The organism is Actinoplanes sp. CA-030573 (assembly GCF_050951115.1).
GTDB lineage: Bacteria > Actinomycetota > Actinomycetes > Mycobacteriales > Micromonosporaceae > Actinoplanes.
Genome location: NZ_CP192038.1, coordinates 3,993,648 through 4,020,564 on the forward strand (window position 1 = coordinate 3,993,648; position 26,917 = coordinate 4,020,564).

Genomic DNA, 26,917 nt, shown 5'->3' on the forward strand with positions numbered 1-26,917 from the left:
ATGCCAAGTCATGCCCATAGCCCGCCAATCCCGGATCTGGCCGTCCGGCGGCGTGCACCTGTGGCCGTCGGGCGGCGCGAGCGCGGCCCATACCCATCCGCGCGGCCATCTGGTGTACGCGGCGAGCGGCGTCCTGGCCGTGCACACCGAGCGCGGCACGTCGATCGTTCCTGCCAACCGGGTCGCCTGGATCCCGGCCGGGTCCACCCACCACCACCGCGCGCACGGCGACACCGACATGCGGATCGTCTTCCTGCCGGCCGGGCTCGCCCGCCGCATGCCGGAGCGGCCGACGGTGTTCGCTACCTCCGACCTGGCCCGCGAGGTACTGCTGGCGCTCACCGGCGGCCGCCACCGGGACCGGGCCGCCCGGGCGCGCCTGCACCGGGTGCTCGCCGACGAGCTGCGGGAGGCTCGCGAGCAGCCCCTGCACCTGCCCGAGCCGCGCGACGACCGGTTGCGGGCGGTGGCCCGGATCCTGGACGCCGATCCGGCCGACAACGCCTCGCTGGCCGCCCTGGGACAGGCGGCCGGGGCCGGCGCCCGTACGCTCAGCCGGTTGTTCCGCGCGGAGCTCGGCATGACCTTCTACGAGTGGCGCACCCAGCTGCGGATCGCCCACGCGCTGGTCCTGCTGGCCGAGGGCCACGACACCACCCGCGTCGCGCACGCCTGCGGCTGGTCCAACCCGAGCCACTTCATCGCCGCGTTCGCCGCCATCGTCGGCACCACCCCGGGCCGCCACCGCGCCGGCGGCTAACCGGGGATCGCGCCCACCTCTTCGCGGGCGGTGAGCCAGCCGGCCGCGAACTCGTCGCCGGGCACCGGCCGTGACCAGAGGAAACCCTGCCCGTACTGATAGCCCATCTCGCGCAGCAGGGCCGCCTGGGCCGGCGTCTCGATGCCCTCGGCCACCGATCCGAACTGCAGCGCCGCCGAGATCTGGCTCACCGCGTGGGCGACCGCCATCGGCCGGGCCTCGGTGGTGATCTCGCGGACGAACGAGCGGTCCAGCTTCAGCGCCGTCACCGGGCAGGTCAGCAGCAGGCCCAGCGACGACGCGGCGGTGCCGAAGTCGTCGAGCGCCACCGCGATGCCCAGCGACCGCAGGTCGTGCAGGGCGCTCACGGCCGCGTCGTCGTCGAAGACCGCGCTCTCGGTGACCTCGATGGTCAGGCTGTCGCCGGTCAGCCCGGCCTCGGCCAGGGCCTCGCGGACCTCGCCCACGAAACCGGGCTCGCGCAGCTGCCGGCCGGCCACGTTGACGCCGATCCGCATGCCGGCCGCGGCCGGGAACTCGCGCCGCCACGCGGCCAGCTGCCGGCAGGCCTCGCGCAGCACCCGGCGGCCGAGCGGCACGATCAGCCCGCTCTCCTCGGCGATCGGGATGAACTCGTCCGGCGGCACCGTGCCCAGCTCGGGCCCGGCGTGCCAGCGCAGCAGCGTCTCGGCCCCGACCAGGTCCCCGCCGCCGAGCCGGACGATCGGCTGGAACACCAGGCGGAACTGGTCGGAGTCGAGGGCGTCGCGCATCCGGGCGGCGAGGTCGGCGGTACGGCGGATCCGGCCACCGAGCGCGGGGGTGTACCGGACCCAGGTCGCCCGGCCGCGCGACTTCGCCTCGTACATGGCGATGTCGGCATGGCTCATCAGCTCGGTCTGGCTCTTCGCGCCGTCGCTGCCGGCCACGCCGACCGAGCAGCCCACGGTCGCGTCGTTGTGCAGCAGCGGGAACGGCCGGCCCAGCTCGGCCACGATCCGCTCGGCGGTGCCGTCCGCATCGCCGCCGGTCACCAGCACCGCGAACTCGTCGCCGCCCAGGCGCGCCACCAGGTCGGTCTCCCGCACCGCGGAGCGCAGGCGGCCGGCCACCTCGACCAGCAGCGCGTCGCCGGTGGCGTGGCCCATGGTGTCGTTCACGGTCTTGAAGTGGTCGAGGTCGACGAGCAGCAGCGACACCGGGCCCGCCGCCATCGCCCCGGCCACCTCGTCGGCGAAGTGCACCCGGTTGGCCAGCTTGGTGAGCCCGTCGTAGAGCGCCTGGTCCCGCAGCCGCGTCTCGTGCCGGCGCAGCTCGTCGATGAGTGCGGCGTTGTCCTGGAACGCGACCAGCTGCCGGGCGACGACCAGCGCGACCACGGCGATCGCGCCGGCCACCGAGATCCACACACGGGTGCTCGCGCCGTCCGGCAGGGTGATGACCAGGGCCAGGAAGACCACGATCACCGAGGCGTACGGGGCGAGACTGTACGGTTTGCGGCGTCGCGGCCCGAACGGTTTCGCCGCGTCGCGCAGGAGCAGCTGCTGGATCCGGGGGCCGGCCGCGATCAACGGCGAGGCCAGCAGTTGCACGGCCACCATCACCGTGGACGCCTGGTCGTTCATCGGGATGACGAGCAGCCCGGCGCCGAGCAGCAGCGCGGCCGCGACCATCGGCGCCGCGGCGGCCCGGTGCATCGGCCCGTTGCCGGAGAGGACCATCTTGACCGCGGCGAACGCGGCGACGGCCGCGACGATCCCGGCCGCCATCGGCGCCGCCGCCGGCCGCCCCGACGGGCCGGCGATGAAACAGCAGGCCACGATGGTGCCGCCGACCAGGACGGTGGCCGAGTCGAGCCAGCGCGCCAGCCGGGTGCGGCCGCGGTCGGCGACCGGGTGGGTCAGCATGGTGACGGTGACCGCCAGCTGGCCGACCGCGAGCAGCGCGGACTGGGTCAGGCCGGCCGTCAGCGCGCCGGCCGGGTCGGCCAGCGACTGCACGGCCTGAATGCTGTCGCCGACCACGAACAGGGCGGCGGCCGCGGCCATGACCCGCCAGAACCGCCGGGTGGCGCCGCCGGTGCCGGCCTGCACGCGCCACGAGCACCAGGCGAAGACGAGGTCCATCGGCGGTTGCGCCACCCACAGGATCTGCGCCTGGCGCCCGGCGTCGCCGGACGCGGCGACGAGCAGCACCACGGCGAGCAGCGACCAGAGCGCGAGGAACCGCAGCAGCGGGTCACGCGCGAGCGCTCTCCAGGGGGTCATGGAGCCTTCCGGGCGTGGGCGGGCCAACCACTGACCTGTCGGCAGCCGGAGCGCCGACCTGAGCGGTCAGCGGCGAGTCGCTAGGGTGCGACCGTGCTCACCTTGACCGGATGCCGGGTCGTCACGCCCGCGGCCGTTCTCGATCCGGGTTGGCTGACCATCGCCGGTGGCCTGATCCGGGCCGTGGGCCGGGGCCGTCCACCGTCCGGCGGGCGGCTGGTCGACCTGGCCGGCGGGTGGCTGCTGCCCGGCTTCGTCGATCTGCACATGCACGGCGGCGGCGGGGCGCAGATCACCACCGACGACCCGGCCGAGATCCGGCGGGCGGTCGCCTTCCACCGGCGGCACGGCACCACGCGTACGCTGGCCAGCCTGGTCACCGACCGGCTGGACCGCATGGTCGCCGCCGTCACCACCATCGCCGCCCTGATCGATGCCGGCGAGCCCGGCATCGCCGGCATCCACCTCGAGGGCCCGTTCCTCAACCCGGCCAAGCGCGGCTCGCACCACCAGGAGTTCCTGCTCGCGCCCGACCCGGCGGCGCTGCGGCGGCTCCTGGACGCCGGTCGCGGCCACATCCGCGTCGTCACGCTCGCGCCCGAGCTGCCCGGCGGGATGGACCTGCTCGGCCAGGTGGTCGAGGCCGGCGCGATCGCGGCCGTCGGGCACACCGAGGCGACGTACGTCCAGGCGCGTGACGCGTTCGCCGGTGGCGCCCGGCTGGCCACCCATCTGTTCAACGCGATGCGGCAGTTCCACCACCGCGAACCGGGCCCGGCCGGCGCGGCCCTGGCCGACCCGGCCGTCACCTGCGAGATCATCAACGACGGCATCCACGTCCACGACGACGCCGTACGCATCGCGGTCCAGGCCGCGGGCCCGGACCGCATCGCCTTCGTCACCGACGCGACCCCCGCCGCCGGGATGACCGGCGGTCGCTATCTTCTCGGCCCGGTGCCGGTCGTGGCCGAGGGCGGCAGCGTCCGCCTCACCGACGGCACCCTGGCCGGCAGCACCCTCACCATGGATGCCGCCGTGCGGCACGCGGTCCGCGTCACCGGCCTGCCCGTCATCGACGTCGCCCGGTCCGCGGCCACCACCCCGGCCGCGCTGCTCGGCCTCGCCGACCGCACCGGCAGCCTCGCCCCCGGCAAGGCCGCCGACGTGGTCGTCCTCGACGACGACCTCCGGGTGCGCGAGGTCCTGGCCGACGGCCGGCCCGCGCACGGGCTCATCCCCGCACCAGCTGACTGAACCGCTGGGCGTCGGCGGCGCGGGGGATGTTGTTGAACATCACGTACGCCGGGCCGGCGCCGACGATGCCGGCCAGCTCGGCGAGCTCGGCCTCGGTGTACTCGTGCCGTGCTCCGGTGATGCCGTGCAACCGGTAGTAGGCCGTCGGCGTCAGGCTGCGGCGCAGGAACGGGTCGGCGGCGTGGGTCAGGTTCAGCTCCTCGCACAGAGCGCGAACGACCTCGTCCGGCCACGGGCCGCGCGGCTCCCACACCAGCTGGACCCCGACCGGCCGGCGGGCCCGGGACAGGAACTCCCGTAACCGCGCGATGGCGTCCTCGCTCGGGCGGAAGCTGGCCGGGCACTGCAGCAGGATCGCCGTGGCCTCCAGGATCGCGGCGCAGCCGAGCGTGGTCTCCCAGGCGCGCTCGACGACCGGCGTCCAGCGGAAGCCGCCGGCCTCGGCGCGCTCCGCGGTGCTCAGCGGGGTGCGCAGCCGCCGGTACGTCGGGCTCTTCGCCTCGTGCGTGATCAGCTGCCACGCCTTGACGGTGAACTCGAAGGACGACGGAACATCGGCTCGCCACCGCTTCAGCGTCGCCTCGCGGGGCGGCTCGTAGAACGTCTGCTGCACCTCCAGCACCCGGAAGCGTTCCGCGTACGACGTCAGGGCCATGCTCGCCCCGCACAGGCCCACCCGGACCGGCGTCATGCCGGTCAGTACGGGTTGCCGGTGCCGGGCAGCCGCCCGCGCAGCAGACCCGCCGGGCGGCCGGGCGCCCCCGGGTCGCCGGAGAGCGGCGGGCTCGGCGCGTGCGCCCGCTCGGCCATCCCGGCGACCAGCTCGCGCAGGGCCGACACCGCGTCGTGGCGGGGCCGCCAGCCGAGCTCGTCGGTGGCCCGGCCGCTCCACAGCAGCGGCGCGGCGAGGGCCAGGTGCACCCAGCCGGCGTCGATCGGTTGCAGCCGCAGCCACCAGGTGAGCGCGGCGGCGCCGGTCAGGGCGAAGCCGGGCACGGGCACGCGTACGCCATGGAAGATCTCCGCCGCCAAGCGCGGGTCGAGCACCGGGCCGGCCGCCACGTTGTACGCGCCCCGCGCGTCGGAGAGCACGATCCGGGCGTACGCGTCGGCCACGTCATCGGCGTGCACCGCCTGCAGCCGCAGCCGCGGGTGGGCGGGGATCAGCGGCACCCGCTGGGGACGCAACAGCTGAACCGGCAGCAGCGGGCCGGCGAAGTACCGGGCGATCTCGGTCGCCGCCTCGCGCTGGAAGATCAGGCCGGGGCGCACCCGGACCACCCGCATGGCCGGGTGGTCGGCCTCGACCTCGTCGAGCATCCGCTCCACCAGGGCCTTGTGCCGGCTGTACGACGAGGCCCGCACGCCCCGGCGCGGATAGTCCTCGGTGACGTAGTCGCACTTGGGGCCGGGGGAGTAGACCCCGACCGAGGAGGCCTGCACCAGCGCGTCGACCCCGGCCCGCAGGGCGGCCTGGGCGACCGCGGCCGCGCCGAGCACGTTGGTGCGGAAGAGCCGCCGCTGGTCGTGGCTGGGCTGGATCTGCCAGGCCAGGTTGACCACGGCGCCGGCGCCGCGGAAGACGTCGGTGAGCCGCTCGGCCGCCCCGTCCTCGCCGACGTCCACCGCGTGCCACTCGACGCCCTGGTAGACGCCGGTCGCCTCGGGCAGCCGCCGGGCCACTCCGGCGATCTCGAGATCGGACTCCGTACGCAGGCGGCGCAGCAGGGCCGTTCCCGCGTTTCCCGTCGCTCCGACGATCACTACGCGCATGCTTGTCGCTTACCCGGCGATCCGCGTTCGAACCGCCGGGTTCCCTCAGCGGGCGAGCGCCTTCTCCAGCTGCGCCTTCGTCATCGACGAGCGGCCCTCGATGTTGCGCTTCTTCGCCTCGTTGTAGAGCTGCTCCTTGGTGCGGCCCTTGGCGCCGGTGTGCGAGCGCTTGCCGCCGCGGTGCCCGGAGGAGACGTCCTCGATCGAGGACCGGCTGGCCGTCTTCGACTCCCCGGCGCGGGCCCGCTCCTTGTTGACCGTGCGCGCCGCGATCTCCTTGGCCCGTTTCTCCGAGCCGCCGCGCTGCTCCACGCTCTCCTTGATGTGCTCGTACTGCCGCTCCCGCTTCGGGCTGGAACCTGCCGGCATGGCGCACCTCCTTCGTGGTCGTTCCGCGATTCGCGGTCGTCATCGAAGAAGATTCCCGGGCGGTAACCGGGCAAACCTCGGCTCAGCCCAGCAGCGGAAACCCGGCCAGCAGCTGCCGCAGGTGCATGACCTGGCGTGGGATGAACTCGGCGATGGTCAGTCCGACCACGTCGGCGGCCGCGCTGAGGTCGGCGACCACCCGTCGCGCCTGGGCGCCGGTGAGCCCGTCGGCCTCGGCGCCCAGCCCGAGCACGATCTCGTTGCTGTCGATGGTGCCGACATCGAAGTGGAGGGCGACCTTCGAGCAGCCGGTTCCCGCGAGCCAGTCGAGCAACGGCTGCGATGTCGTACGCAGATCGGCCGGCGCGAAGTCGTGCACGCCCCACGCGTCGAGGTTGCCGTGCTCCTGTTCGTTCCAGGCGTGCAGCCCGGCCACCGCGACCCGGGCCGCCGGGACCGTGGCCGGCAGCAGGCCCAGCACCTCGCGATCGCCGTGCCCGGTCAGCGCCCCGAGCGCCATCGCGTGGAAGCCCGGGTAGTCGCTGGCCGGCGTGCCGAGGTCGGGGTGCGAGTCGATCCACACGATCGCCAGGTCGTCGCCGTAGCGGGCGGCCAGCGAGGCGAACGGCGCGACGCTGACCGCGCACTCGCCGCCGAGCGTGACGATCCGCTCCGGGTCGTGCTCGCGGATGACGGCCAGCGCCTCGCCGAGCTGGGTGACCACGACGTCCTTGGCCTCGATGCCGTCGCGCAGCGCCAGGCCGGTGTCGTCCATCGCGACCGGCACCGCGGCCGTCGGCCCGTCGTGCGCGGGCAGCACGGCGGCCAGCACCGCCGAGCCGACCGCATAGCCACGGCGGGCCACGTCGAACGGGAACTCGGGCGCGAGCTCGCGGACGCTGGAGGTGCCGGCGCCCTGCCACTGCGGCCAGATCAGGCGCAAGGTCGAAGTCATGCCTACCGTTCTACCCGCTGTCCCGGGCCGGCGGGGTGACCGCGAGCCGGGCGTCGGTGACGTTCTCGAACCGGGCGTCGCCGCCCCGGACCAGCACGAAATGCCGGGTCACCACCGCCTGGTAGACCCGCAGCGGCCCGGCCGGCTCGAGGTCGTCCGGGCCGAGCCGCTGATGGTCCGGGAGCCGTGCGTTGAGCAGATCGAGCTCCGCGTCGTCGCCCGCGCCCGGGCCGGCGGTCGCCTCCAGGTAGACCGCCTCGGCCCCGCCGACCGGCGCGTGCGAGTCGAACACGGTGATCGCCACCTCCGGGCGGGCCGCGATGTTCCGCGAGTGCCGGCTGTCCGGCGTGGACACCCAGACGACCCGGCGCTCGCCGTCGGGCGCGTAGAAGACCGGCGTCGCCCACGGGCGGCCGTCGTCGTCGGCGGTGGCGAGCACCAGGTACCGTTCTCGGCGAGCAGCCGGGGGACGGTGTCCCACATCGACGCGTGCAGGGCTTGTTCATCGGTCATGAGGTGATTCTGGCCGCCTCCGGCTCGCCGGCGACGATGCGGCGGGGGAGCAGCGCCGGGCTTGCCAGGATGAGCAGGCCGGCGACCCCGATCGCCGCCCGGGGGCCGACGAAGCCGGCGAGCACGCCGAAGAGAGCGCTGAGCCCGGCGATCGACGCGCTGCCGCCGATCGACCAGGCGGTCAGCATGCGGGCGGCCAGCTCCCGCGGCGTCTGCTCCAGGCGGTACGTGGCCAGCACCGGCGTGTACAGGCTCATGCCGATGACGATGGCGAGCTCGACCGCGATCACGGTGAGCAGCCCGGGCCCGCCGGGTCGCAGGAAGACCAGGCCGATCAGCCAGATCGCGCGCAGCGTGCCGGCCACGCGCAGGACCCGGTCGCGGCCGTGGCGGGCCACCACGTGGCGGGCCAGGCGCGAGCCGATCAGTCCGCCGAGGCAGGGCGCGGCGAAGGCCAGGCCGTACTGCCAGGGCGGGTAGCCGAGCGTGCCCAGCATCAGCACCGCCAGCAGCGGCTCGGTGGCCATGATGAGACCGCTCACCAGCAGGTTGTTCAGGTAGAGACGGCGCAGGTTCGGATGGCCGAAGATGTGCCGCCAGCCGTCGAGCACGTCGCCGGGGCGGATCCGGCCGGCGGCGCGCGGCGTGCGTTCCTCGCCGATCCGGCCGGTGGCGCGCGGCGTGCGCTCCTCGCGGTGCCGGATGACGGCGATGCCGAGCGCCGAGAGCAGGTAGCTGACCGCGTCGGCGAGCACGGTGGTGACCGGTCCGAACAGGCCGATCGCCGCCCCGCCCAGCGGCGGCCCGACCGCGATCGAGCTCCAGTTCGCCGACTCGAAGCGGGCGTTGGCCACGAGCAGGTCGGCCGGGTGGACCAGCGTCCTGAGGTAGGCGCCGCTGGCCGCGTTGAACGCGATCTTGGCGGTCGCGACGACGGCCGACACAACCAGCAGTTGGGTGAAGGAGAGACAATCCAGCGTGTACGCGAGGGGGATCGTCATCATCGCGGCGAAGCGCGCGAGGTCCGTCCCCACCATCACCGACCGCTTGCGCCGGAACTCCACCCACGGCCCGAGCGGCAGCGCGATCAGCGCCCCGACCGCCGGGCCGATCGCCGCCAGCGCCGACACCTGGGCCGGTTCGGCGTGCACGACCAGCACCGCGAGCAGCGGGAGCGCGCCGAAGCCGAGGCCCGAGCCGTAGGCGCTGACCGTGTAGGAGGCCCACAGCCAGCCGAACGGCCGGCCGAGCGATCGTCGCGACATCCGGCGATCGAAGCAGGGCCGGCGGCGGGGATCAAACAACCGTCCCGGCGGCGAGCCACAACCGTACGTTGTCTGGCATGGTGTGCCGCATGGATCTCGACGCCGTCCGCACCTTCGTCGCCGTCGCCGACGCGGGCCAGTTCCAGGAGGCCGCGTCCGCCCTGGCGATCACCCAGCAGGCGGTCTCGAAGCGGATCGCCGCGCTGGAGAAGGACCTCGAGGTCCGCCTGTTCGCCCGCACCGCCCGCGGCGCCCGGCTCACCATCGACGGCCAGGCCTTCCTGCCGCACGCCCGCGAGCTGCTGCGGGTGGAGCGGCGCGCGGACGCCTCGGTGCGGCCCGGCCGGCGCGCGCTGCGGGTCGACGTGCACAGCCGGCGGACCGCACCGAGCGTGGCGCTGCAGGACTTCTACCGCGCGCATCCCGGCGTCGACCTCGACGTGGTGACGCTGCTGGACGCGGACGTCGACGCGGCCACCGAGGCGGTCGCGGCCGGCACGATCGACGCGACGTTCCACGCCGTCACCCACCGGCTGCCGGACGGGGTGGTGGCCGCCCGGGTCATCGACGAGCGGCACCAGCTGCTCGTCGGCCCCCGCCACCCGCTCGCCGCCGCCGGCTCCGTCACGCCCGCCGGGCTGGCCGGGCACCCGATCTGGATGCCCGGCATGGCCGCCGGCACCGAGTGGTCGGACTACTACGACCAGCTCGCCGCCGCCTTCGGGCTCACCATCGACCGGGTCGGCCCGGTCTTCGGCCCGGAGGCCCTGCTGGCCGAGATCGCCGACTCGGCCGACCTGGCCACCCTGGTCGGCGAGCGGTCGCGCTACCTCTGGCCGGACAGCTACGACCTGCGCCGCATCCCGGTGCGGGACCCGGCGCCGGTCTACCCGATGTCGCTGATCCGGCGGGAGGCCAATCCGCATCCGACGCTCGCGCAGCTGACGGACTACCTGATGGCCCGGCGCGGTTCACCCGGCTCGCCGGTCTGGCTGCCGGACTGGGCGTAGCGATCGGCTTCCCCCCCGCGTGCCGGCGACGCCTACGGGATGAAGCGCACCTCGGGGAACGCCTCGCTGACCCCCTCCAGCAGACGGCTCCGGCGGTGGCGCAGGTGCTGGTCGAAGAAGGCCAGCGGGTACGCCTGCTGGATCCGCACGGCGCGGTCCGGCGGGAGGGTGCCGATCGCGCCGCGCAGCGCCTCCTCGGTCATGCCGACGATCGGGGCGACCTGGGCGTAGAGCGTCTGGTAGTCGGTGTAGGACGGGTGCAGGGCGCCGTCGGCCCGGATGTCGAGCCGCCACCCGCGCAGGTGCGACCAGAACTCGGCGACCGGCTCCTCGGCCCGGGTGAACTGGGCGGTCATCAGCATGACCGGGCGGTTCAGATCGGTCCGCGGCGGCGGGTCGGACACCATCGGGCCGTCCAGGATCAGGCCCGCCCGCACCCGCGGGTCGGAGCCCATCAACAGGGCGGTCGCGGTGCCGCCCTTGGAGTGCCCGTACATGCCGACCCGTCGCAGGTCGAGCGCCGCACCCAGGCCCGCCGGCAGCGGTCGGCGGTCGGCGTCCGGGTTGTGCCCGCGGGCGATCAGCTCCAGCTGGTCGATCAGGAACCCGGCGTCGGCGGCGAAGTCGGGCGGCAGCATCACCGGGTCCCGAACCGGGGCCAGCACCCGCCCGTCCGGGAACTCGGTGAACGCGTCATACGTGTGATCCACGGTGGCCACCACGTACCCGTGACTGGCCAGCTCCTGGGCGATGATCGTGGTCTCCGAGCGGTGGTCGTGCGCCCCGTGCGAGTAGACGACCAGGGGCAGCCGCTCGCGGGCGGGCAGCACCGGCGCGCCGACCCGCCCCGCGGTGAAGGGCGCCCGCACCGCCTCGGGGTCGAAGTCGGCCGACGCCAGCAGCAGGCGCAGCGGGACGGCGTCCATCCACGGCTCGACCGGCAGGTGGGCGGTGTGCCGGACCGGGTACCACAACGCGGCCATCAGCTCCCGCGGCCGCCCCTGGTAGGACCGGGAGCGGTCGACCAGGTGCAGCCGCGTCGTGCCGACCGGGAGCGGCCCGGTCGGCCGTGGCAGCGTCAGGCGCGGCGGTGCGGCCGCCGCGACACCGCGGGCCACCCCGGCGAACGGCACGGTGACCCCGGCCGCGAGCGCGGCGCCGAGCAGACCTCTGCGCGACAAGCTCATGATGTTCCTCCCCCGTTCGATGAACCTTCCGGCGCAGCAGACGCTAGGCGGCCGGCGGGTGGGAGCACATCGGACCACGGTAGTAAGACCTGGGTATGACGCAGGAGTACGGCGTACATCGAAAGGTGCAGAACTGCCGAGGGCGAGGGTTCACGGCCCGAGCGGTGTCGGTGTGGCCGGGACACCGTGGGTGATCAGCGCCGCCAGGTGGGTGGCCAGGTCCCGTGGCCCGAACAGGTCCGGGCCGCGGTAGCCGGCCAGCTCCGGCAGCGTCCACCAGCGCACCTCCCCGATGTTCTCGGCGGCGAGCTCGTCGTCGGAGAAGGTGCCGCGTGGCACGAACATGGTGGTGCGCACGAGGAAGTAGTCGCTGACCGCCCGGTCGTAGCCCGGCAGGTATTCCGGCGCGACGACATCCCGGTGCCACACATGCGGTGGGTCGTGGTCGAGGGCGAGTCCCACCTCTTCCCGCAGCTCCCGGCGGAGAGCGGCGAGGGGCGTCTCACCGCTCTCGATGCGTCCGCCGGGCGCCGCCCATACCGCTCGTCCCGATGGTTCGAACGGGGTGTGCCGACAGAGCAGGACATGGTCGTCGTCGGTCAGGATGATGGCGCGGGCCGCGCGGCGCACGTTCAGCGATGACACACCGGGCATTCTCGACGATGAGCCCGGTCCCGTCAGCCGGGCATGTGAACGGTGGGTTACCTTCTTGTTACCGCCGGGCTAGTGTTCCCACGACCAGCACTTTCCTCTCTCGCGCGACCGGTCCGGGCGCGCGTCACCTCCAGGAGGATGGATGGGACATCTCCTTCGACGGCCCTCGACCCGCACGGCGCTGGTGTTCGCGAGCGTGCTCGTGGCGGCACTGATCCCGGCGGCCGGCGTCGCCCTCGTGGGTCCGGGACCGGCCGGCGGCAAGGGTGACAACGGGGGCTCGGCGGCGCGCAAGAGCGGCGACGTGATCGCGAACCTCTTCGAGTGGAACTGGAAGTCGGTGGCCAACGAGTGTGTCACCGTCCTCGGCCCGAAGGGGTACGGCGGCGTACAGGTCTCTCCTCCGCAGGACTCGGTCAAGCGCACCGAACTGGGGAACGGGAGCGACACGGTCCTGCACCCGTGGTGGGAGGTCTACCAGCCGGTGGACTACCACCTGACCAGCCGGATGGGCGACGAGACGCAGTTCAAGGACATGGTGGACACCTGCCGCGGCGCGGGCGTCAAGGTGTACGTGGACACGGTCATCAACCACATGACCGGGCAGGGCCACACCTCGTACGGCGGCGTGGATTTCACCAAGTACGAGTACCCGGGCCTCTACGGCTTCGGCAACTTCCACCACCCCGGCGCCGGCTGCCCGACCACCGGCGGCATCGACGACTTCAACGACTACACCCAGGTCTTCAAGTGTGAGCTCGTCGGGCTCTCCGACCTGCGGACCGAGACGGCCTATGTGCGGAGCACCCTGGCCGACTACCTCAACAAGCTCATCGCGTACGGCGTGTCGGGGTTCCGGGTCGACGCGGCCAAGCACATCGGCCAGGCCGACCTGGCGGCGATCGAGGCGCGGCTGCACAACACCGTCGACGGCACCCGGCCGTACATCGCCCTCGAAGTTTTCCCCGGTGGCCCCGGCCGGCTCTCGCAGTTCGCGTTCCTCGGACAGGGCAGCGTGCTCGGGCTCGACGTGGACGTCCAGCTCAAGAACGCGTTCAAGAGCTACAACAGCCCGCCCAACGACGGCAACATCGGTGACCTGAAGGTGTTCGGCGAGAGTGCCGGGCTGCCGCCGGGCGACAAGGTGCTGGCGTTCGTGCAGAACCACGACACCGAGCGCAACGGCGACGCCCTGAACTACAAGGACGGCGCGACCAACACGATCGCGAACGAGTTCCTTCTCGCGTACGGATATGGGCGGGTCCAGGTGTACGCCGGTTTCGCCTGGAACACGCCGGACGACTCCCCGCCGTCGGACGCCAACGGCATGATCACCGACACCAACTGCGGCAGCGGCTGGGTGTGCGTCGACCGGTACACCGGCGTGGCCAACATGGTCGGCTTCCACAACTTCGTCAGCGCTGGTCACGCCCCGGTCGCCAACTGGTTCGACGACGGCACGAACCTGATCGCCTTCAGCCGCGGCAACCGGGGCTGGATCGCGATCAACAACGAGACGACCGCGCAGACCCACACCTTCCCGACCGGGCTGAAGGCGGGAACGTACTGCGACATCATCCACGGTGACTTCCGGAACGGGCACTGCACCGGCCCGACCGTGGTGGTCGGCAGGAACGGCCTCGCCGTGGTCACGGTCCCGGCCAAGGACGCCGTCGCGTTCTACGGCGGAACCCTGGTCCATCGCTGAGCCGGCGTCCCCCGGCGGGCGCCGCCCGCCGGGGGATCCGCACGGGGTACGGTGCTGCCGTGGCCGCCGCGGGGAAGATCCGGATAGCCGTCGCGCAGACCGAAGTGACCACCGACCCGGCCGTGAACGGCCCGGTGATCCGCGCCGCGCTGCGCCGGGCCGCTGACCGGGGAGCACGCCTGGTCCACTTCAGCGAGGGCGCGTTGTCCGGCTACGCCGGCCCCGCGAAGGCGTACTACACCGGGTGGCGCATCGATTGGGCGCCGGTCGCCGCCGAGCTGCGGGCCACCATGGCATTGGCGGCGCAGCTCGGCGTCTGGGCGGTGGTGGGCGGCAATCACCGGTTGTCCGGCGAGCATCGGCCGCACAACTCACTCTGGGTGATCAGCGATCGTGGGGAGCTCACCGACCGCTACGACAAGCGGTGGCTGTCGCATTCCGAGATCACCGGCTTCTACACGCCCGGTGACCACGTCTGCACGTTCGAGGTGGACGGCTTCCGGTTCGGCTGCCTGCTGTGCATCGAGGTCAACTTTCCCGAGCTGTGGATGCAGCAGCGGGCACTCGGGGTGGACTGTGTGCTCTTCTCGACGTACTCCGAGGATCCGATCTTCGAGGTCATCGCCCGCGGCCACGCCGCCACCAACGGGTTGTGGGTGAGCATTGCGGTGCCGACCACGTGCGCGCCGGCCGGGCCGTCGGCGGTGGTGGGCCCGCACGGGCATGTGCTGGAGCGGGCGCGGACGGACCGCTCCGAAGTCATCTGCGTCGACCTCGACCGCACCGACCCCACGCTCGACATCGCGCTGAACAAGGCCCGCCCGTGGCGCGAGACCGCCCGCGCCGGCCACCTTTACAGCGCCGCCCGGGTCGACGATCCGCGCAGCACCGACCGAACCTGCCTCTGAGCCGGCGCCGCGACCGTACGGAACCGGCCATATTCAACGTATATCGCACCCCCGGTCTTGCGGCAAGAGGCGGGTGACCTCGCAGAATCGCCCGGTGAATGATGCAGAATTCGGAGCCGACGTCGTGGTCGCCGGCGGGGGGCCGACCGGCATGATGCTGGCGGCCGAGTTGCGCCTTCAGGGCGCGACCGTGCTGGTGGTCGAGCAGGATGCGCAGCCGAAGAAGCTTGTCCGTTCGCTGGGCCTGCACGTGCGCAGTGTCGAGGTGCTGGACCAGCGTGGCTTGCTGGAGCGGTTTCTGGCGGCCGGCACCCGTCACCCGGCGGCCGGGTCGTTCGCCGGGATTCCGAAGCCCGCGCCGCCGGGGCTGGACACGGCGTATCCGTACCTGATCGGCATGCCGCAGACCGTCACCGATCGGTTGCTGGAGGAGCATGCCGCCGAGTCGGGGGCGCGGATCCGCCGCGGATGCGCGCTCGCCGGCCTGAGCCAGGACGACGACGGCGTGACCGTGGCACTCGCCGACGGGACGCGGGTGCGCTCGCGATATCTGGTCGGCTGCGACGGGGGCCGCAGCACGGTCCGCAAGCTGCTCGGCATCGGCTTCCCCGGCGAGGCCGCGCAGACCGAGTGGCTGCTCGGCGAGGTGGAGGCGACCGAGGCGCCGGAGCGGATCGCCTCGACCGTGGCCGAGATCCGCCGAACGCAGCTGGGCTTCGGCGTCGGGCCCACCGGCTACGGGGGCTGGCGGGTGGTCGTACCCGCCGCGCAGGTGGCTGACGACCGCGCGGTGCCGCCGACGCTCGAGGAGTTGCGGCAGCGGATGGTGGCAATCGCCGGCACCGACTTCGGCGTGCACTCGCCCCGGTGGCTGTCCCGGTTCAACGACGCCACCAGGCTGGCCGAGCGCTACCGGGCCGGTCGGGTCCTGCTCGCCGGGGACGCGGCGCACGTCCATCCGCCCCTGGGCGGGCAGGGGCTCAACCTCGGCATCCAGGATTCGTTCAACCTCGGCTGGAAACTGGGGGCCGCGGTCGCCGGCTGGGCCCGCGACGACCTGCTGGCCACCTACGAGGCGGAGCGTCGCCCGGTGGCGGCCGACGTGCTCGACCTGACCCGGGCGCAGGCCGTCCTCATCTCCACCGAGCCGGGACCGCAGGCGGTACGGCGGCTCTTCGCGCAACTGCTGGACTTCGACGACGTGAACCGGTTCCTGACCGAGAAGATCACGGCGACCGGCATCCGGTACGACTTCGGCCCCGGCCCGGAGCCGCTCGGCCGCCGGCTGCCGGACCTGCCGCTGAAGACCGGACGCCTGTACGAGCTGATGCGCCACGGCAAGGGACTGCTGCTGGACCGGACCGGCAACCTCGCGGTGGACCCCTGGGCCGACCGCGTCGACCTGGTGACCGACATGAGCGCCGACCTCGACGCGCCCGCCGTCCTGCTCCGCCCCGACGGTCACGTCGCTTGGATCGGAGACGATCAGCGCACCCTCACCGAGCACCTGTCCCGCTGGTTCGGCGCGCCCCGCTGAGGCGGCACGCCGTCGCCCGAAGAACGTCACGATGTCGAAGCCGGAACGACAGCTTCGACTTCTCCAGGACAGAAGGGAGTCAGCGATGACCACGAACGAACTTCCCGGGCGGCCGCCCATCGTCGGCATGGACGCCTGGCAGGCGGCCCGGGACGAGTTGCTGATCCGGGAGAAGGCGCACACCCGCGAGGGCGACGCGATCGCCGCGGCGCGGCGGCGGCTGCCGATGGCCGAGATCGACGGTGGCGTCGAGGTCGTCGGCGCGGACGGTCCGGTGCCGTTCCGCGATCTCTTCCAGGGCCGCGACGAGCTGCTCGTCTACCAGCACATGTGGTACGACGGCGCGCCGCACCAGGGGCAGTGCGAGGGTTGCACGGAGTCGGCCTGGCATCTGCGCGACGCCACCTACCTCAACGCGCGCGGGGTGTCGTTCGCCGTGCTCACGCCGGGGCGGTGGGATGAGGTGGCCGCCTTCGTGGAGTTCATGGGCTACGACTCGCCGTGGTACTCGGTGCGCGACGCGCCGGAGCCGATCGGCGGCGACATGGGCTGGTTCAGCTGCTTCCTGCGCGACGGCGAGCGCGTGTTCCTCACCTACCGCACGACCGGCCGGGGCACCGAGCCGGCCAGCGGGTCGTTCGCCCTGCTCGACATGACGCCGTACGGGCGACGGGAGGCCTGGCAGGTCAGCCCGGAGGGGTGGCCCGAGGGCGGGGAGCCGTGCTGGTACTGGCGGACGGACGCGGACGGCAAGGCCACCTGGGGCCCGACGAGCCGCCCGGCGCCGCAGTGGACTCGCCCGGGAGTGACGCCGGAGACGACCCTGGGCCGGACCGGCGCACATCATTGAGCCCGGCCCGCGGCGCCTACCGCATCTGGTCCGGCACCGCGGGGGAGACCAGGCCGGAGCTCGTGAGGGCCGCGGGCAGGGTGGCGTCGACGCCCTCGTCCACGACCTGCCGGCCGCGGGTGAGCATGATCCGCGGCGGCTGTTCCCGGCCACGCCAGCCACTGACGTCGGTGCCGTGCGGCGCGTGCCGGGCGATGAAGTCGGCCATCGTGGTCAACAGCTCCTGGTCGGTGACCGGGGTCCACCCGTGCGGCTGGCTCACGCCGTACAGGAACTGGAAGTCGGGCGCCGGTGCGGTGAGAGCGCCGGTCCGCTGCTCGAAGTACGCGACACCGTTGTTGAGGAAGTACGTGTCCTCGGTGCCGACGTAGACGTGCAGCCGGCCGGCGATCTTCGGCCCGAGCCTCGCCCAGTCGGCCGCGACGATCGACGAGAGGTCGAAGTGCTTCTTCCAGTAGCCGGCCACGGTGTGGTCGATGACCCCGGTGCGCTTGTCCCAGATCGGCGCCGGGTATCCGTCCCGGCCCTGCGGACCGAAGACGGCCTGCCAGATGTCCCACTGTCCCTGGCTGCGGCCGTGCGAGGCGACCGCTCGCTCGTACGCGTTCTCCTGCCCGTTGGTCCACCAGGTGTCGCCGGTGGTCGTGCGGGCCGCCGGCCGTGGCACCGAGACCCACGGGCTGCCAGTGGCGTACGCGTTGGTGTCGCCGTAGATGTCGATCACCTGATGGGCGCGGAAGTCCAGGGAGTCCGGGAACCCGGCCCAGGCCCCGGCGTAGACGTCGGGGTAGAGCACGAGCGACGCCGCGGCGATCCACCCGCCGGTCGACCCGCCGCCCACGACCCGGCCCCAGCGCTTCCCGATGGTCCGGAACGACCGGTCGACGGCCGGGATGAGCTCGTAGTTGATCGCGTCGCCGTACGGGCCCAGATTGGCGGAGTTCACGTGGTAGGAGTCGTCGTAGAACGGGTTCTCGCTGCGCACCTGCACCGAGATGAACCGGGCCGCGTCCGCCGACATCCACCACCGGGAGAAGTCGTCGCCGAGCGCCTCGTCGAAGCGGTGCGGGTTGGCGCGCGGGAAGTGGCGCGCGATCAGCTCCATGGGGTACCGGACGTGGCGGTTGGCGGGCAGGTCGTAGCCGGCCGGCAGCAGGATGTCGGCGCCGAGATAGACGTCGCGGCCCCAGAAGCGGCTCAGCAGCGCCGAGCGGATCTTCAGGTGCTTGACGTGGGCCGAGTCGGCCGGGTTGCCCTGCTGGCCGGTGCCGCCGGGCGGGATCGTGCCGATCGGGCCGATGACCTGGTCGAGCGTCAGGCGTACGGTCTGCGCGCGGCCGGTCAGATGGACGGTACGCGGCGTGGAGTAGACGTTGCCGGGTGAGTGCCAGATGTCGCCGCCGTCACCCTGCGGCCAGTGCACCTGGACGACCGAGCCGTCCGAGCGACGGTTGGTCTCGTACGTGCAGAAGAACGCCTGCACCACGTAGTCGCCGGCCGGGATGTCCGCGAGCCGGGCGAGCGGGTAGCCGACCACCCCGGCGCCGGAATGGAGGTGGATCGGCCGTCCGGGCACGGCGTGCGCCACGTCCAGGCCGAAGAACGGCACCGTGAGCGGCTCGAGGTCCTGCAGGTTGTCGCGGGGCTCCGGCGCGTCCGGGCTCAGATCCGACGCGCGGGCGATGATCACGAAGGCCCGGCCGGCGCCGCGGTACGTCCCCGGGGCCAGCGTGAGCGAGAAATCCGGGCCGGACCGCCCGCCCGCCTCGGCCGCGCCGGCATCGGCCATGGTCACCAGGCCGCCCGCCGAGGCCAGCGACCCGGTCAACACCAAGCGCCGGCTGAACCCGCCCTGCCCTGCCGCCATGATCTGTCTCCTTGTCGCCGCCTTCGGTCCTCCATCGAAGACCATAAGGCCGATCCGGGCGGCGGGCCCTCGACCGTGACGGTCAATATCCGAGGTGCACCACCTGACCGGTGCGCCGGGCCTGCTCGGCCGCCCAGACCACCCGATGCGAGGCCAGGCTGGTCGCCATGTCGGAGCGGAGCCGGCCCGGATCGCCGGCCCGGACGGCGTCGAGGAACGCCTCCACGAGGCCGCCGTCGCCGCCGTCGTGGCCGGTGCCGGCGTGGCCGTCGCCCGGTCCGGCCGAGTCGAGCGTCTCGGTCGCGCCGGTGCGGAAGTCGGTCACCCGCAGCACCTGGCCGTCGCCCTCGATGCTGCCGTGGCTGCCGAACAGCCGGGTCTGGCGGCGGCCCATCGGCGTGAACGCGGTCATCGTGAACGTCGCGGTCATCCCCGACGGGTACTGCATCGCGACGACCTGGTGGTCGACCACGTCGTTGTCGCATTCATAGGCGCATCGGCCGTACGGGCCCTGGCGCAGCGCCTCGAGCACGCCCTCGCGGGTGTGGTCGCCGGTCACCGCCGACAGCGGCCAGGCCGTCCGCCGCTCGTCGCCGAGACAGCCCAGGTACAGCCGCACGGCCGAGTAGGGACAATCGGGCTCGACGGCGCAGTCCACGCACCGGTGCCCGGCCCCGGCCGGCTTCTTCTCCGGGCGGAAGTGGGCGAGGCCGCCGAACGACGCGACCGACCGCGGGGCGTCCCCGACCAGGTACGCGAGCCAGTCCAGGTCGTGGCACGACTTGGTCAGCAGCATCGGGCCCGACTCGGCCTCGTTGCGCCAGTTGCCGCGGACGAACGAATGGGCCTGATGCCACCAGCCCACCGGCTCCAGATGCTGCACGTTGACCAGCTCGCCGATCCGCCCCTCGTCGAGCAGGCCCTTGAGCACGCGGGTGTACGGGGTGTACCGCAGCACATGGCACACCGCCCCGATCACGCCGGCTGCCTCGACCGCGGCCCGGATCCGCGCCGCCTCCTGCTCGGTCGGCGCCATCGGCTTCTCCAGCAGCAGGTGGTACCCGAGGCCGGCCAGGGCCACGGCCGGATCGAGGTGCAGCCGGTCCTGGGTGGCGATGACGGCGGCGTCGGCGATCTTCCCGGCGGCGGCCAGCTCACGCCAGTCGGCGAAGACGGCGGACGACGGCAGCGCGTACGTCTCCGCGAACGCCGACCGCCGAGCGGGATCCGCCTCCGCGACCGCGACCACCCGCCCCCGCGCGCTCCGGGTAACGAGGCGGGAGTACTGCTGACCGCGGATGCCGGCGCCGACCACCGCCAGCGTGACCGCGCCGTCCCCGGGACGGCCGATCGCCCGGTCCTTCGTAGAGTCCATAGCACACCGTACGTGTTGTGGCGGCGTCAGCTGTCGGTCTTGCCGTACCAGGCGACGAATCGCTCGAACTCCTGGCGCGCGGCCGGGTCGAGCCGCTCGGTCCAGGGTTCGATCCGCAGCTTCCCGGCCCGCTGGTGGCGCCACGATCCGGCGATCTCGGGCTGCGGCGGGATGGCCGCGGCGTGCCCGTCCTGCTCGGCCGCTAGGGGCCCTCCAGCAGCCGTTTGAGGTTCGCGAGGTCCTTCCGGTTGGCGCGCCGCACCGAGGCCGCCATCATGGGCGCGGTCACCCGCGCGAAACCCGCCGGCTCACCCCGGTTGCGCAGCGTCATCCGGGTCCGTTGTGCATCGACCGGCTGCCACGTGTAGGTGGTCTCCATCGGGAACGGGCCCTGCGCGGTGCGCATCACCATGCGCTCGCCGGGGACGAATTCCACGATCTCGTACGTGTAGGCCAGCCGCCGCCCGAGGAAGGCGGCCACGAAGTCGACGCGGGAGCCGACCGTCACCGGCGGCGGCGTGCGCCACGCGACCGACTTGATGTTCACGTACCACTCGGATGCATGCGACGGATCCGCCACGTAGGCCGCCACCTCCGGGCACGGGCGGTGGATGACGATTTCGCTGGCCACGTCGACGGTCATCACCTCATCCTCCGCTCATTCCGGCCGGCCGGAGAGCGTTCCGGCGGCGGAGAACACCGCCGGCAGGTGGGTGGAGGGCCGGCGGGACCGTGCGGTGGCGGGGTGTGTGGCGGCCGGGTAGGCGGGCGACCTCAAGGCCGCCCACGAGTCCTGCCGAGGGCGGCCTCGATGACGGCCGGCCCCGACGAGCAGCGCTACCTGACCCGCCGGGCCACCGCCGTCCGTTCGGCCTGGCAGGGGTCAGTTGCGGACCAGGGCGTCGATCGGGGGAAGCGGGCAAGTGATGACGCAGCCGCCGCCGCCACCTCCACCTCCGCTGCCACCGCCACCACCACCACCACCACCGCCGCCGTTGAGGATGGCGGCGCAGTCGTCGGTGGTCACCGAGGACTGGGCGGAGATGTGGATGATGCCGAGCGGCGGGTAGTAGCCGGCCGGGAAGTAGACCCAGGCCTCGGCCGACGAGAGCCACGGGCCCGCGATGCACGGGGCATCCGGGTAAGTGGGCACCTCGTGGGTGTCCCAGCTGGGCAGGTATCGCTCGGACTTGCGGGTGCCACCCCAGAAGAGGTCGTGGGTCTGGGCGATCTCGGCCACGTTGCTGGTGCAGTGGGTGACGCCGGTCGCCACGACGATCGGATATCCGTGGTTGTCGGGGGCGGCGTACGGCGCGTTCGTCGAGATGATGCAGGTGATGGTGCGCGGCCGATCCTCGCCGGCGGTGGCGGCGAAGCCGCTGTCGGCGACGGCGGTGATGGTGGTCGTGTCGGCCGCTTGGGCCGGTCCGGCCTGGATCACCGCGAACAGGGTGCCGGCCGCGCCGAGGGCGACGGCCAGCAGTCGGGCGAAGGTTCTGGACATGGCGCCAGGGTCCCGGCGGGCCTGACGCCGGCCTGAAGTCCTCCTGAAACGGGAGATGGCCCCGGTGCACATCGGGGCCATCCCACCTTCAGCATTTCCGGTCAGCCGGGACTCAATCCGTTTCGGCGGGCGGGATGTACGCGCCCGGCACCTGGGCCGGGGCGACGATCGCCGACTCGCCCGGGTAGGGCTTCTTCCAGTCGTGCGACTGGTACCAGGAGAAGTGGTTCATCTGGGCCGGGTTGGCGAAGTCGGCCCGGGCGGTCGGCCCGGTCAGCTTCTGCTGCGCCTTCCAGCTGTCCCACTGGGCGGCGAGCTGCTTCTCGCCGGCCGGCACGACGCCGGTCGGCGCGGCCGCCGCCGCCGGGTCCTGGGCGGCCGGCACGTCGGCGCCGCAGGGCGGCAGGGTGGTGAGGCCCGCGGTCAGCGACGTCCGGTTGGGCAGCGCCGTGAACGGTGTGTAGTCCGGCCGGGACGTGAACGCCGCCGTCATTGGGCTGGCGGCGCTGTCCTTCTGGTTCATCGGGTGCACGCCGAGGATCTGCTCGATCGTGCGGATCATGGTGATCTGCGAGTAGTAGTGGTTGTCCACGACACCGCGCTTGGCGTACGGGCTGATGATCTGGATCGGGGCCCGGTGGCCGTCGATGTGGTCGAGGCCCGCCTGGGAGTCGTCCTCGACCACGAAGATCGCCGAGTCCTTCCAGTATCTGCTGTGCGAGATGGTGTCCACCAGCTTGCCCAGCGCGAGGTCGTTGTCGGCCACCTGGGCGGCGCCGTTCGGCGGGCCGCCGGTGTGGTCGCTGGAGAACCAGAACATGTTCAGGTTCGCCGGGCCGTTCTTCAGGAAGTCCTTCTTCCAGATCTCGTACCGGTAGATGTCCGGCACGTCGGTGTCGAACTTCGGGAAGCCGGGCACCGAGACCGCGTTCAGCGAGGGGATCGGGGAGGACGAGATCAACGGGTACGCCGTGTCCGCCCCGGTCGCCGCCATGTTCTTGCTGTCGCAGTAGAGGTTCTGCCAGGTGGCCCCGGCCGGCTTGGTGAGGAACTGGTGGAACTCGCCGAAGTCGCGGACCGTCCGGCCGGCCGCCTGGGCGCCGGTCCAGAGGAACCCGGTCTTCTGGTGGCCGAGCGCGTCGTCCTCGGTGTCGTAGCTGCGGATGTACTCACCGGCCGAGGACTCGGTGTACTCGGGGTCGTCGGCCTGCATCAGCCAGTTGTGCCCCTCGGCCGAGTTGGTGCCGATGTCGTACGTGTTGTCGAAGAGCCCGAACTGCCGCACGAGCGCGTGGTTGTTGGGCGTCACGTTCTCGCCGTACTCGGCCAGGGCCGGGTCGCCGTTGCCGTCCGCGACGTCGCCGAACATCTGGTCGTACGTGCGGTTCTCCTTGACCAGCAGGAAGACGTGCTTGATGGTCGACGGGTCGCCGAGCCGCGCCGGGACCGGGGTGGCCTTGGCGTAGTGGTTCCCGTAGGTCACCGAGCCCGGCGTCCAGCCGTTCTGGGCGAACACCTTCGCGGTCGAGGCACGGATGACGCGGTCGCTGGGCAGGGCGAACTTGACCAGGCTCGACGTGGTGTCGTGGGTGCCGTGCCCGGCCGCGGTGGTGGGCCGGCGGGCGTCGATGCCGCGGGTGTTGGAGACCAGGATGTCGGTGCCGACCGTGGCCAGCTCGGCCGGGAAGTAGTCGGCCGGCAGCAGGCCGACGTAGCTGACCGGGAACTGGGCGCCGAAGTAGCGGTAGACCGCGATCGCGTTGGCCCGGCCCAGCGACACCAGCAGGTGCCCGTCGCCGGTGAGGTTCACCGCGTCCGGCTCGTAGCCGACCGACGCCTCGGGCCAGGGCCGGGTGGCGATGGTCTGGACGACCTTGTCGCGGCCGGTGTCGATGACCGACACGTCGTTGGTCGCCGTGTTGGTGACGAAGACCGCGCCGCGGGCGGCGTAGACGGCGGTCGGGTGCAGGCCGACCTTGATGTTCTTCACCGCGCCCGACGCGCTCGTCACGTCGATGACGCTGACCGTGCCGGTGGTCGTCGCGGCGGTCACCGGGTCGGCCGGCACCGGCGTGTCGTACGAGTTGATGGTCGTGTCGCCGGCCCGCGCCGTACGGCCGCCCTCGTTGCTCACGTAGAGCTTGTGGCCGACCAGCGCGACGTCCCGCGGCGCGATGCCGACCGCCCAGGTCCGGGTGACGGCGCCGGTGGCGGCGTCGATGGCGACCACCTTGTTCTGGCCGTTCACCGCCGAGTAGACGGTCGTGCCGTCGGCCGAGAAGGCCGCCTGGGCCACGAGCGCCCGCTTGGTGCCGTCGGCGGCGATCGGCACGAACACCGGGTTGGCGAGGCTGCCGTCGGCGTTGACGGTGAACTTGCGGTAGCCGTCGGCCTGGCTCAGCCAGAGCTGGGTGCCGTCGGGGGAGTAGGCGGGGCCTTCCTGGCCCACGTCGTTGCCGCTGATCCGCAGGTCGGCCTTGGCGTTGTTGCCGATCAGCTGCTGGACCTTCCAGGACTTGAGGTCCACGATGGCCAGCGCCATCCCGCCGTCGGCGACCGCGGCCGCGAGGTGGGTGCCGTCCGGGCTGACCGCCGACGACATGATCTTGCCGTTGTCGATGACCAGCCGGGTGCCGATCGGGTCGATGTACTGGTCGGCGGAGACCACCTGGCCGCGGTGCGTGACCTGGCCGACCTGGTCGGTGCCGAACTGCCGGGTGCCGGCGGAGGCGATGCCGCCGCCGGCCACCACCACCAGCACGGTTGTCCCCACGGTGAGCAGGGAGGTCCGCCGGCCGGCGCGTTCGCGCCGGCGCCGTGTTACCTGCACTGAGCTATCCCTTCGGCTCGGTGAGCAGCAGATCGACATTGCCGTCGAACTGCCAGAGCGGGTTGGGCGCATCCCCGGACGGGGTGTGCACCAGGAAGTAGCCGTTGACCTCTTTCGGACCGTCGCCGTCGGCCGTGTACCGGCCGTCGGGAGTCAGATCGAGCTGGTAGACGGCCTGTCCGGCGGCCTCGGTGCCGGGCAGGTGCCAGGAGACGACGCAGTGCCAGTCGTTGCCGGCGCCCTCGGGGTCGAGCTGCCCGCCGCCCCGGGCGCACTCGGCGGTGGCCCGCAGCTGCTGCTCGGTGACGTCCGGGCGGTTCAGCTCGGCGGTCTGGATCCGGTACAGGTGGGCGAACGCGGTGGCGACCGAGCGCTGCACCTTCTCCTGCCCGATGCCCGAGCCGGTGGCGCCGGTGCCGGCGGCGATCGCGCCGGCCGGGACGGCCAGCAGGACGACCAGCGGCAGGACGCCGTAGCGGAGCGCGCGACGGCCGGATCCCTCGTACGCGAGGTCGGTGAAGTCCCGCCGCACGAACAGCAGGTACGCCAGCCCGGTCGCGACCGCCGCCCAGAGCAGGCCGACGCCGACGCCGATCAGCAGCGGCCCGGTCTGGGCGGGACCGGTGAACAGGCCGGTCCAGGACAGGAAGGCGTAGCCGGGCAGCGCCAGGCGTACGGCGAGCGGCAGCGGGAGCATCTGCGCCAGCTGCAGCGCCAGCGCGACCAGGGCCGGCAGCAGCAGGCCCACCGGCGAGCGGCCGAGCATCACCGAGCCGAGCAGCCCGATCGCGGCCAGGGCCAGGGTCGGCGCCAGCGCGCAGGCCCAGGCGAGCACCACCCGCGCCGCCGCGTCCCCGGCGCTCAGCACGTGCCCGTCCAGGCCGACCAGCGGCCGGTTGCCGACCGCCAGCACGCCGCCGATCGAGCTCGACACCAGCATGCCGGTCACCAGCAGCAGGATGACGGTGAGACTGGCCAGGGCCTTGGCGGCGAAGAGGCGCCGGGGCGAGCGGACCGCCACCAGCAGGTGCCGCCAGGTGCCGAGCCGGTCCTCGGCCGCGAACACGTCGCCGGCCACCAGCGAGGTCAGCAGCGGCAGCGCGTAGAGACCGGCGAAGCCGAGCATGACCAGCGGGCCGGCCCAGCCGGTGGCGTGCATCCAGCGGCCGAAGAGGGTGTCCACCGGCAGTGTGCTCTGCAGGCTGACCGCGGCGACGAACAGGCCCGGCCCGAGCCAGCAGGCCAGGACCAGCAGCCGGATCCGCCACTGGGCGACCAGCTTGACCAGCTCGAAGCGGTAGCCGCTGTGCAGCGGGACCGGGCGGGCGGCCACGGGACGCTCGAGGGTCGCGGTCATTCGCCGGCCTCCCGCTCGGTGAGGGACAGGAAGGCCGCTTCCAGCGGCGACACGAGCGGGGTCAGCTCGCGCAGCGCGATCCCGGCGGTCACCAGCCCGGCCACCAGCTCGTCGAGGGCGGGTACCCGGGTCCGGACGACCAGGGGCTCGCCGACGACCTCGACGCCGGCGACCGAGGCGGCGAGGTCGCGGGCGGCGGCCGGGTCCGAGGTGACCAGCCGGTAGTCCAGCTCGCGGCTCTCGGCCGCCAGCTTGGCCGGCGGTCCGGAGAAGGCGACGCGCCCGGCGGACATGATGGTCACCTCCGAGCAGAGCGCCTCGACGTCGTCCATGCGATGGCTGGAGAGCACGACCGTGACGCCGTCGGCGGCCAGGCCGGTGAGCACCCGGTGCACATGCCGCTTGCCGGCCGGGTCGAGGCCGTTGGACGGCTCGTCCAGCACCAGCAGGCGGGGCTCGGTGAGCAGGGCGGCGGCCAGTCCCAGCCGCTGCCGCATGCCGAGCGAGAAGCCGTGCACCCGGTCGTCGGCGACGTCGGTGAGCCCGACCTCGTCGAGCGCCGCGCCGATCGCCGCGGTGCGCCGGTCCCGGCCGCGCAGTCCGGCCAGCGCGGCCAGGTTCTGCCGGGCGGTGAGCGTGGGATACAGGCCGGGGCCATCCACGAAGCCGCCGACGCCGGCCGGGGTGTCCAGCGCCCGGCGGACCGGCGTGCCGAGGATCTCGAGGCTGCCGCCGTCGGCGACGGCCAGGCCCAGCAGGAGGCCGAGCAGCGTGGTCTTGCCGGCGCCGTTGGGCCCGACCAGGCCGTGTATCTGGCCCGGTGCGACGTCCAGGTCGACACCGTCGAGCGCGACGACCTCGCCGAAGCCCTTCCGGACCTGACGCGCCCGGATAGCGCGGACAGTCTCCATGCGCCGCCCTCCTACGAACCGTAGGAATAGATGTAAGTCGCAGGAAGCGGCGGGCGGTCAAAC

The 26,917-nt window shown here is 72.9% G+C and carries 23 protein-coding genes; 7 read left to right on the top strand and 16 right to left on the bottom strand.

What is annotated here, in order from left to right; translation table 11 throughout:
• Nucleotides 1-10 precede the first annotated feature (10 nt).
• On the top strand, nt 11-760 hold the full coding sequence (locus ACQP2F_RS18535) for an AraC family transcriptional regulator (protein ID WP_433305610.1): 750 nt from the start codon (nt 11-13) through the stop codon (nt 758-760).
• Here the strand turns inward: ACQP2F_RS18535 and ACQP2F_RS18540 are convergent.
• Nucleotides 757-3,027: a putative bifunctional diguanylate cyclase/phosphodiesterase gene (locus ACQP2F_RS18540; RefSeq protein WP_433305612.1), complete on the bottom strand. Its 2,271-nt coding sequence runs from the start codon at nt 3,025-3,027 to the stop codon at nt 757-759. The genes ACQP2F_RS18535 and ACQP2F_RS18540 overlap by 4 nt on opposite strands.
• A 93-nt stretch (nt 3,028-3,120) precedes the next feature.
• Here ACQP2F_RS18540 and nagA point away from each other — a divergent pair, with 93 nt between their 5' ends.
• On the top strand, nt 3,121-4,281 hold the full coding sequence (nagA, locus tag ACQP2F_RS18545; RefSeq protein WP_433305614.1) for an N-acetylglucosamine-6-phosphate deacetylase: 1,161 nt from the start codon (nt 3,121-3,123) through the stop codon (nt 4,279-4,281).
• On the opposite strand, the gene ACQP2F_RS18550 is transcribed toward nagA, so the two are convergent.
• From ACQP2F_RS18550 to ACQP2F_RS18575, 6 genes are all read right to left on the bottom strand, one after another.
• Nucleotides 4,259-4,972 (bottom strand): DUF72 domain-containing protein, encoded by a 714-nt coding sequence (locus ACQP2F_RS18550; RefSeq protein WP_433305617.1) that lies wholly within the window; start codon nt 4,970-4,972, stop codon nt 4,259-4,261. The genes nagA and ACQP2F_RS18550 overlap by 23 nt on opposite strands.
• A gap of 5 nt (nt 4,973-4,977) precedes the next feature.
• Nucleotides 4,978-6,054 (bottom strand): NAD-dependent epimerase/dehydratase family protein, encoded by a 1,077-nt coding sequence (locus ACQP2F_RS18555; RefSeq protein WP_433305618.1) that lies wholly within the window; start codon nt 6,052-6,054, stop codon nt 4,978-4,980.
• Nucleotides 6,055-6,099: 45 nt separating this feature from the next.
• A complete protein-coding gene (locus ACQP2F_RS18560) occupies nt 6,100-6,423 on the bottom strand; it encodes a plasmid stabilization protein (protein ID WP_433305620.1) in 324 nt (107 codons plus the stop codon).
• 82 nt (nt 6,424-6,505) lie between these two features.
• The gene (locus tag ACQP2F_RS18565; protein WP_433305622.1) at nt 6,506-7,378 is read right to left on the bottom strand and encodes an arginase family protein; all 873 of its coding nucleotides are present in this window, start codon (nt 7,376-7,378) and stop codon (nt 6,506-6,508) included.
• A gap of 10 nt (nt 7,379-7,388) precedes the next feature.
• Complete coding sequence (locus ACQP2F_RS18570) at nt 7,389-7,817, bottom strand: pyridoxamine 5'-phosphate oxidase family protein (RefSeq protein ID WP_433305623.1); 429 nt, start codon at nt 7,815-7,817, stop codon at nt 7,389-7,391.
• Between the two features lie 70 nt (nt 7,818-7,887).
• Nucleotides 7,888-9,156 carry an MFS transporter gene (locus ACQP2F_RS18575; RefSeq protein ID WP_433305625.1) on the bottom strand — a complete coding sequence of 423 codons (1,269 nt, stop codon included), beginning with the start codon at nt 9,154-9,156 and terminating at the stop codon, nt 7,888-7,890.
• Nucleotides 9,157-9,245: 89 nt separating this feature from the next.
• Here ACQP2F_RS18575 and ACQP2F_RS18580 point away from each other — a divergent pair, with 89 nt between their 5' ends.
• A complete protein-coding gene (locus ACQP2F_RS18580) occupies nt 9,246-10,166 on the top strand; it encodes a LysR family transcriptional regulator (RefSeq protein WP_433305627.1) in 921 nt (306 codons plus the stop codon).
• A 32-nt stretch (nt 10,167-10,198) separates the two neighbouring features.
• Here ACQP2F_RS18580 and ACQP2F_RS18585 read toward each other — a convergent pair whose 3' ends face one another.
• Both ACQP2F_RS18585 and ACQP2F_RS18590 read right to left on the bottom strand, forming a co-directional pair.
• Complete coding sequence (locus tag ACQP2F_RS18585; protein ID WP_433305629.1) at nt 10,199-11,353, bottom strand: alpha/beta hydrolase family protein; 1,155 nt, start codon at nt 11,351-11,353, stop codon at nt 10,199-10,201.
• A 150-nt stretch (nt 11,354-11,503) separates the two neighbouring features.
• A complete protein-coding gene (locus ACQP2F_RS18590; RefSeq protein WP_433305631.1) occupies nt 11,504-11,998 on the bottom strand; it encodes an NUDIX hydrolase in 495 nt (164 codons plus the stop codon).
• A gap of 151 nt (nt 11,999-12,149) precedes the next feature.
• On the opposite strand from ACQP2F_RS18590, the gene ACQP2F_RS18595 reads away from it, so the two are divergent.
• From ACQP2F_RS18595 to ACQP2F_RS18610, 4 genes are all read left to right on the top strand, one after another.
• Complete coding sequence (locus tag ACQP2F_RS18595; protein WP_433305633.1) at nt 12,150-13,715, top strand: alpha-amylase; 1,566 nt, start codon at nt 12,150-12,152, stop codon at nt 13,713-13,715.
• A gap of 59 nt (nt 13,716-13,774) precedes the next feature.
• On the top strand, nt 13,775-14,623 hold the full coding sequence (locus ACQP2F_RS18600; RefSeq protein WP_433305635.1) for a carbon-nitrogen hydrolase family protein: 849 nt from the start codon (nt 13,775-13,777) through the stop codon (nt 14,621-14,623).
• A 151-nt stretch (nt 14,624-14,774) separates the two neighbouring features.
• On the top strand, nt 14,775-16,160 hold the full coding sequence (locus ACQP2F_RS18605) for an FAD-dependent monooxygenase (protein WP_433307555.1): 1,386 nt from the start codon (nt 14,775-14,777) through the stop codon (nt 16,158-16,160).
• A gap of 85 nt (nt 16,161-16,245) precedes the next feature.
• Entirely contained in the window at nt 16,246-17,010 is a 765-nt protein-coding gene (locus tag ACQP2F_RS18610) for a DUF899 family protein (protein WP_433305638.1), read from the top strand.
• A gap of 16 nt (nt 17,011-17,026) precedes the next feature.
• Here the strand turns inward: ACQP2F_RS18610 and ACQP2F_RS18615 are convergent, their stop codons facing one another.
• The 7 genes from ACQP2F_RS18615 to ACQP2F_RS18645 form a co-directional block, all read right to left on the bottom strand.
• Nucleotides 17,027-18,877 (bottom strand): alpha/beta hydrolase-fold protein, encoded by a 1,851-nt coding sequence (locus ACQP2F_RS18615; protein ID WP_433305640.1) that lies wholly within the window; start codon nt 18,875-18,877, stop codon nt 17,027-17,029.
• Nucleotides 18,878-18,959: 82 nt separating this feature from the next.
• A complete protein-coding gene (locus ACQP2F_RS18620) occupies nt 18,960-20,252 on the bottom strand; it encodes a Gfo/Idh/MocA family protein (protein ID WP_433305642.1) in 1,293 nt (430 codons plus the stop codon).
• 202 nt (nt 20,253-20,454) lie between these two features.
• Complete coding sequence (locus ACQP2F_RS18625) at nt 20,455-20,895, bottom strand: SRPBCC family protein (protein ID WP_433305644.1); 441 nt, start codon at nt 20,893-20,895, stop codon at nt 20,455-20,457.
• A 240-nt stretch (nt 20,896-21,135) separates the two neighbouring features.
• Nucleotides 21,136-21,756 (bottom strand): hypothetical protein, encoded by a 621-nt coding sequence (locus tag ACQP2F_RS18630; protein ID WP_433305645.1) that lies wholly within the window; start codon nt 21,754-21,756, stop codon nt 21,136-21,138.
• Nucleotides 21,757-21,868: 112 nt separating this feature from the next.
• Nucleotides 21,869-24,586, bottom strand: coding sequence for an alkaline phosphatase family protein (locus tag ACQP2F_RS18635; RefSeq protein WP_433305647.1), 2,718 nt, complete (start codon nt 24,584-24,586; stop codon nt 21,869-21,871).
• A gap of 4 nt (nt 24,587-24,590) precedes the next feature.
• Nucleotides 24,591-25,943 carry an ABC transporter permease gene (locus ACQP2F_RS18640; RefSeq protein WP_433305649.1) on the bottom strand — a complete coding sequence of 451 codons (1,353 nt, stop codon included), beginning with the start codon at nt 25,941-25,943 and terminating at the stop codon, nt 24,591-24,593.
• Entirely contained in the window at nt 25,940-26,854 is a 915-nt protein-coding gene (locus ACQP2F_RS18645; RefSeq protein WP_433305651.1) for an ABC transporter ATP-binding protein, read from the bottom strand. Before ACQP2F_RS18645 ends, ACQP2F_RS18640 begins: the two co-directional genes overlap by 4 nt.
• Between the last annotated feature and the right edge of the window lie 63 nt (nt 26,855-26,917).

Coding starts and splice junctions, on each gene's coding strand:
- ACQP2F_RS18535 (WP_433305610.1), top strand. CDS start 11: ATGCCCATAGCCCGCCAATCCCGGATCTGGCCGTCCGGCGGCGTGCAC.
- ACQP2F_RS18540 (WP_433305612.1), bottom strand. CDS start 3,027: ATGACCCCCTGGAGAGCGCTCGCGCGTGACCCGCTGCTGCGGTTCCTC.
- ACQP2F_RS18550 (WP_433305617.1), bottom strand. CDS start 4,972: ATGACGCCGGTCCGGGTGGGCCTGTGCGGGGCGAGCATGGCCCTGACG.
- ACQP2F_RS18555 (WP_433305618.1), bottom strand. CDS start 6,054: ATGCGCGTAGTGATCGTCGGAGCGACGGGAAACGCGGGAACGGCCCTG.
- ACQP2F_RS18560 (WP_433305620.1), bottom strand. CDS start 6,423: ATGCCGGCAGGTTCCAGCCCGAAGCGGGAGCGGCAGTACGAGCACATC.
- ACQP2F_RS18565 (WP_433305622.1), bottom strand. CDS start 7,378: ATGACTTCGACCTTGCGCCTGATCTGGCCGCAGTGGCAGGGCGCCGGC.
- ACQP2F_RS18575 (WP_433305625.1), bottom strand. CDS start 9,156: ATGTCGCGACGATCGCTCGGCCGGCCGTTCGGCTGGCTGTGGGCCTCC.
- ACQP2F_RS18580 (WP_433305627.1), top strand. CDS start 9,246: ATGGATCTCGACGCCGTCCGCACCTTCGTCGCCGTCGCCGACGCGGGC.
- ACQP2F_RS18585 (WP_433305629.1), bottom strand. CDS start 11,353: ATGAGCTTGTCGCGCAGAGGTCTGCTCGGCGCCGCGCTCGCGGCCGGG.
- ACQP2F_RS18595 (WP_433305633.1), top strand. CDS start 12,150: ATGGGACATCTCCTTCGACGGCCCTCGACCCGCACGGCGCTGGTGTTC.
- ACQP2F_RS18605 (WP_433307555.1), top strand. CDS start 14,775: ATGATGCTGGCGGCCGAGTTGCGCCTTCAGGGCGCGACCGTGCTGGTG.
- ACQP2F_RS18610 (WP_433305638.1), top strand. CDS start 16,246: ATGACCACGAACGAACTTCCCGGGCGGCCGCCCATCGTCGGCATGGAC.
- ACQP2F_RS18615 (WP_433305640.1), bottom strand. CDS start 18,877: ATGGCGGCAGGGCAGGGCGGGTTCAGCCGGCGCTTGGTGTTGACCGGG.
- ACQP2F_RS18620 (WP_433305642.1), bottom strand. CDS start 20,252: ATGGACTCTACGAAGGACCGGGCGATCGGCCGTCCCGGGGACGGCGCG.
- ACQP2F_RS18625 (WP_433305644.1), bottom strand. CDS start 20,895: ATGACCGTCGACGTGGCCAGCGAAATCGTCATCCACCGCCCGTGCCCG.
- ACQP2F_RS18630 (WP_433305645.1), bottom strand. CDS start 21,756: ATGTCCAGAACCTTCGCCCGACTGCTGGCCGTCGCCCTCGGCGCGGCC.
- ACQP2F_RS18640 (WP_433305649.1), bottom strand. CDS start 25,943: ATGACCGCGACCCTCGAGCGTCCCGTGGCCGCCCGCCCGGTCCCGCTG.
- ACQP2F_RS18645 (WP_433305651.1), bottom strand. CDS start 26,854: ATGGAGACTGTCCGCGCTATCCGGGCGCGTCAGGTCCGGAAGGGCTTC.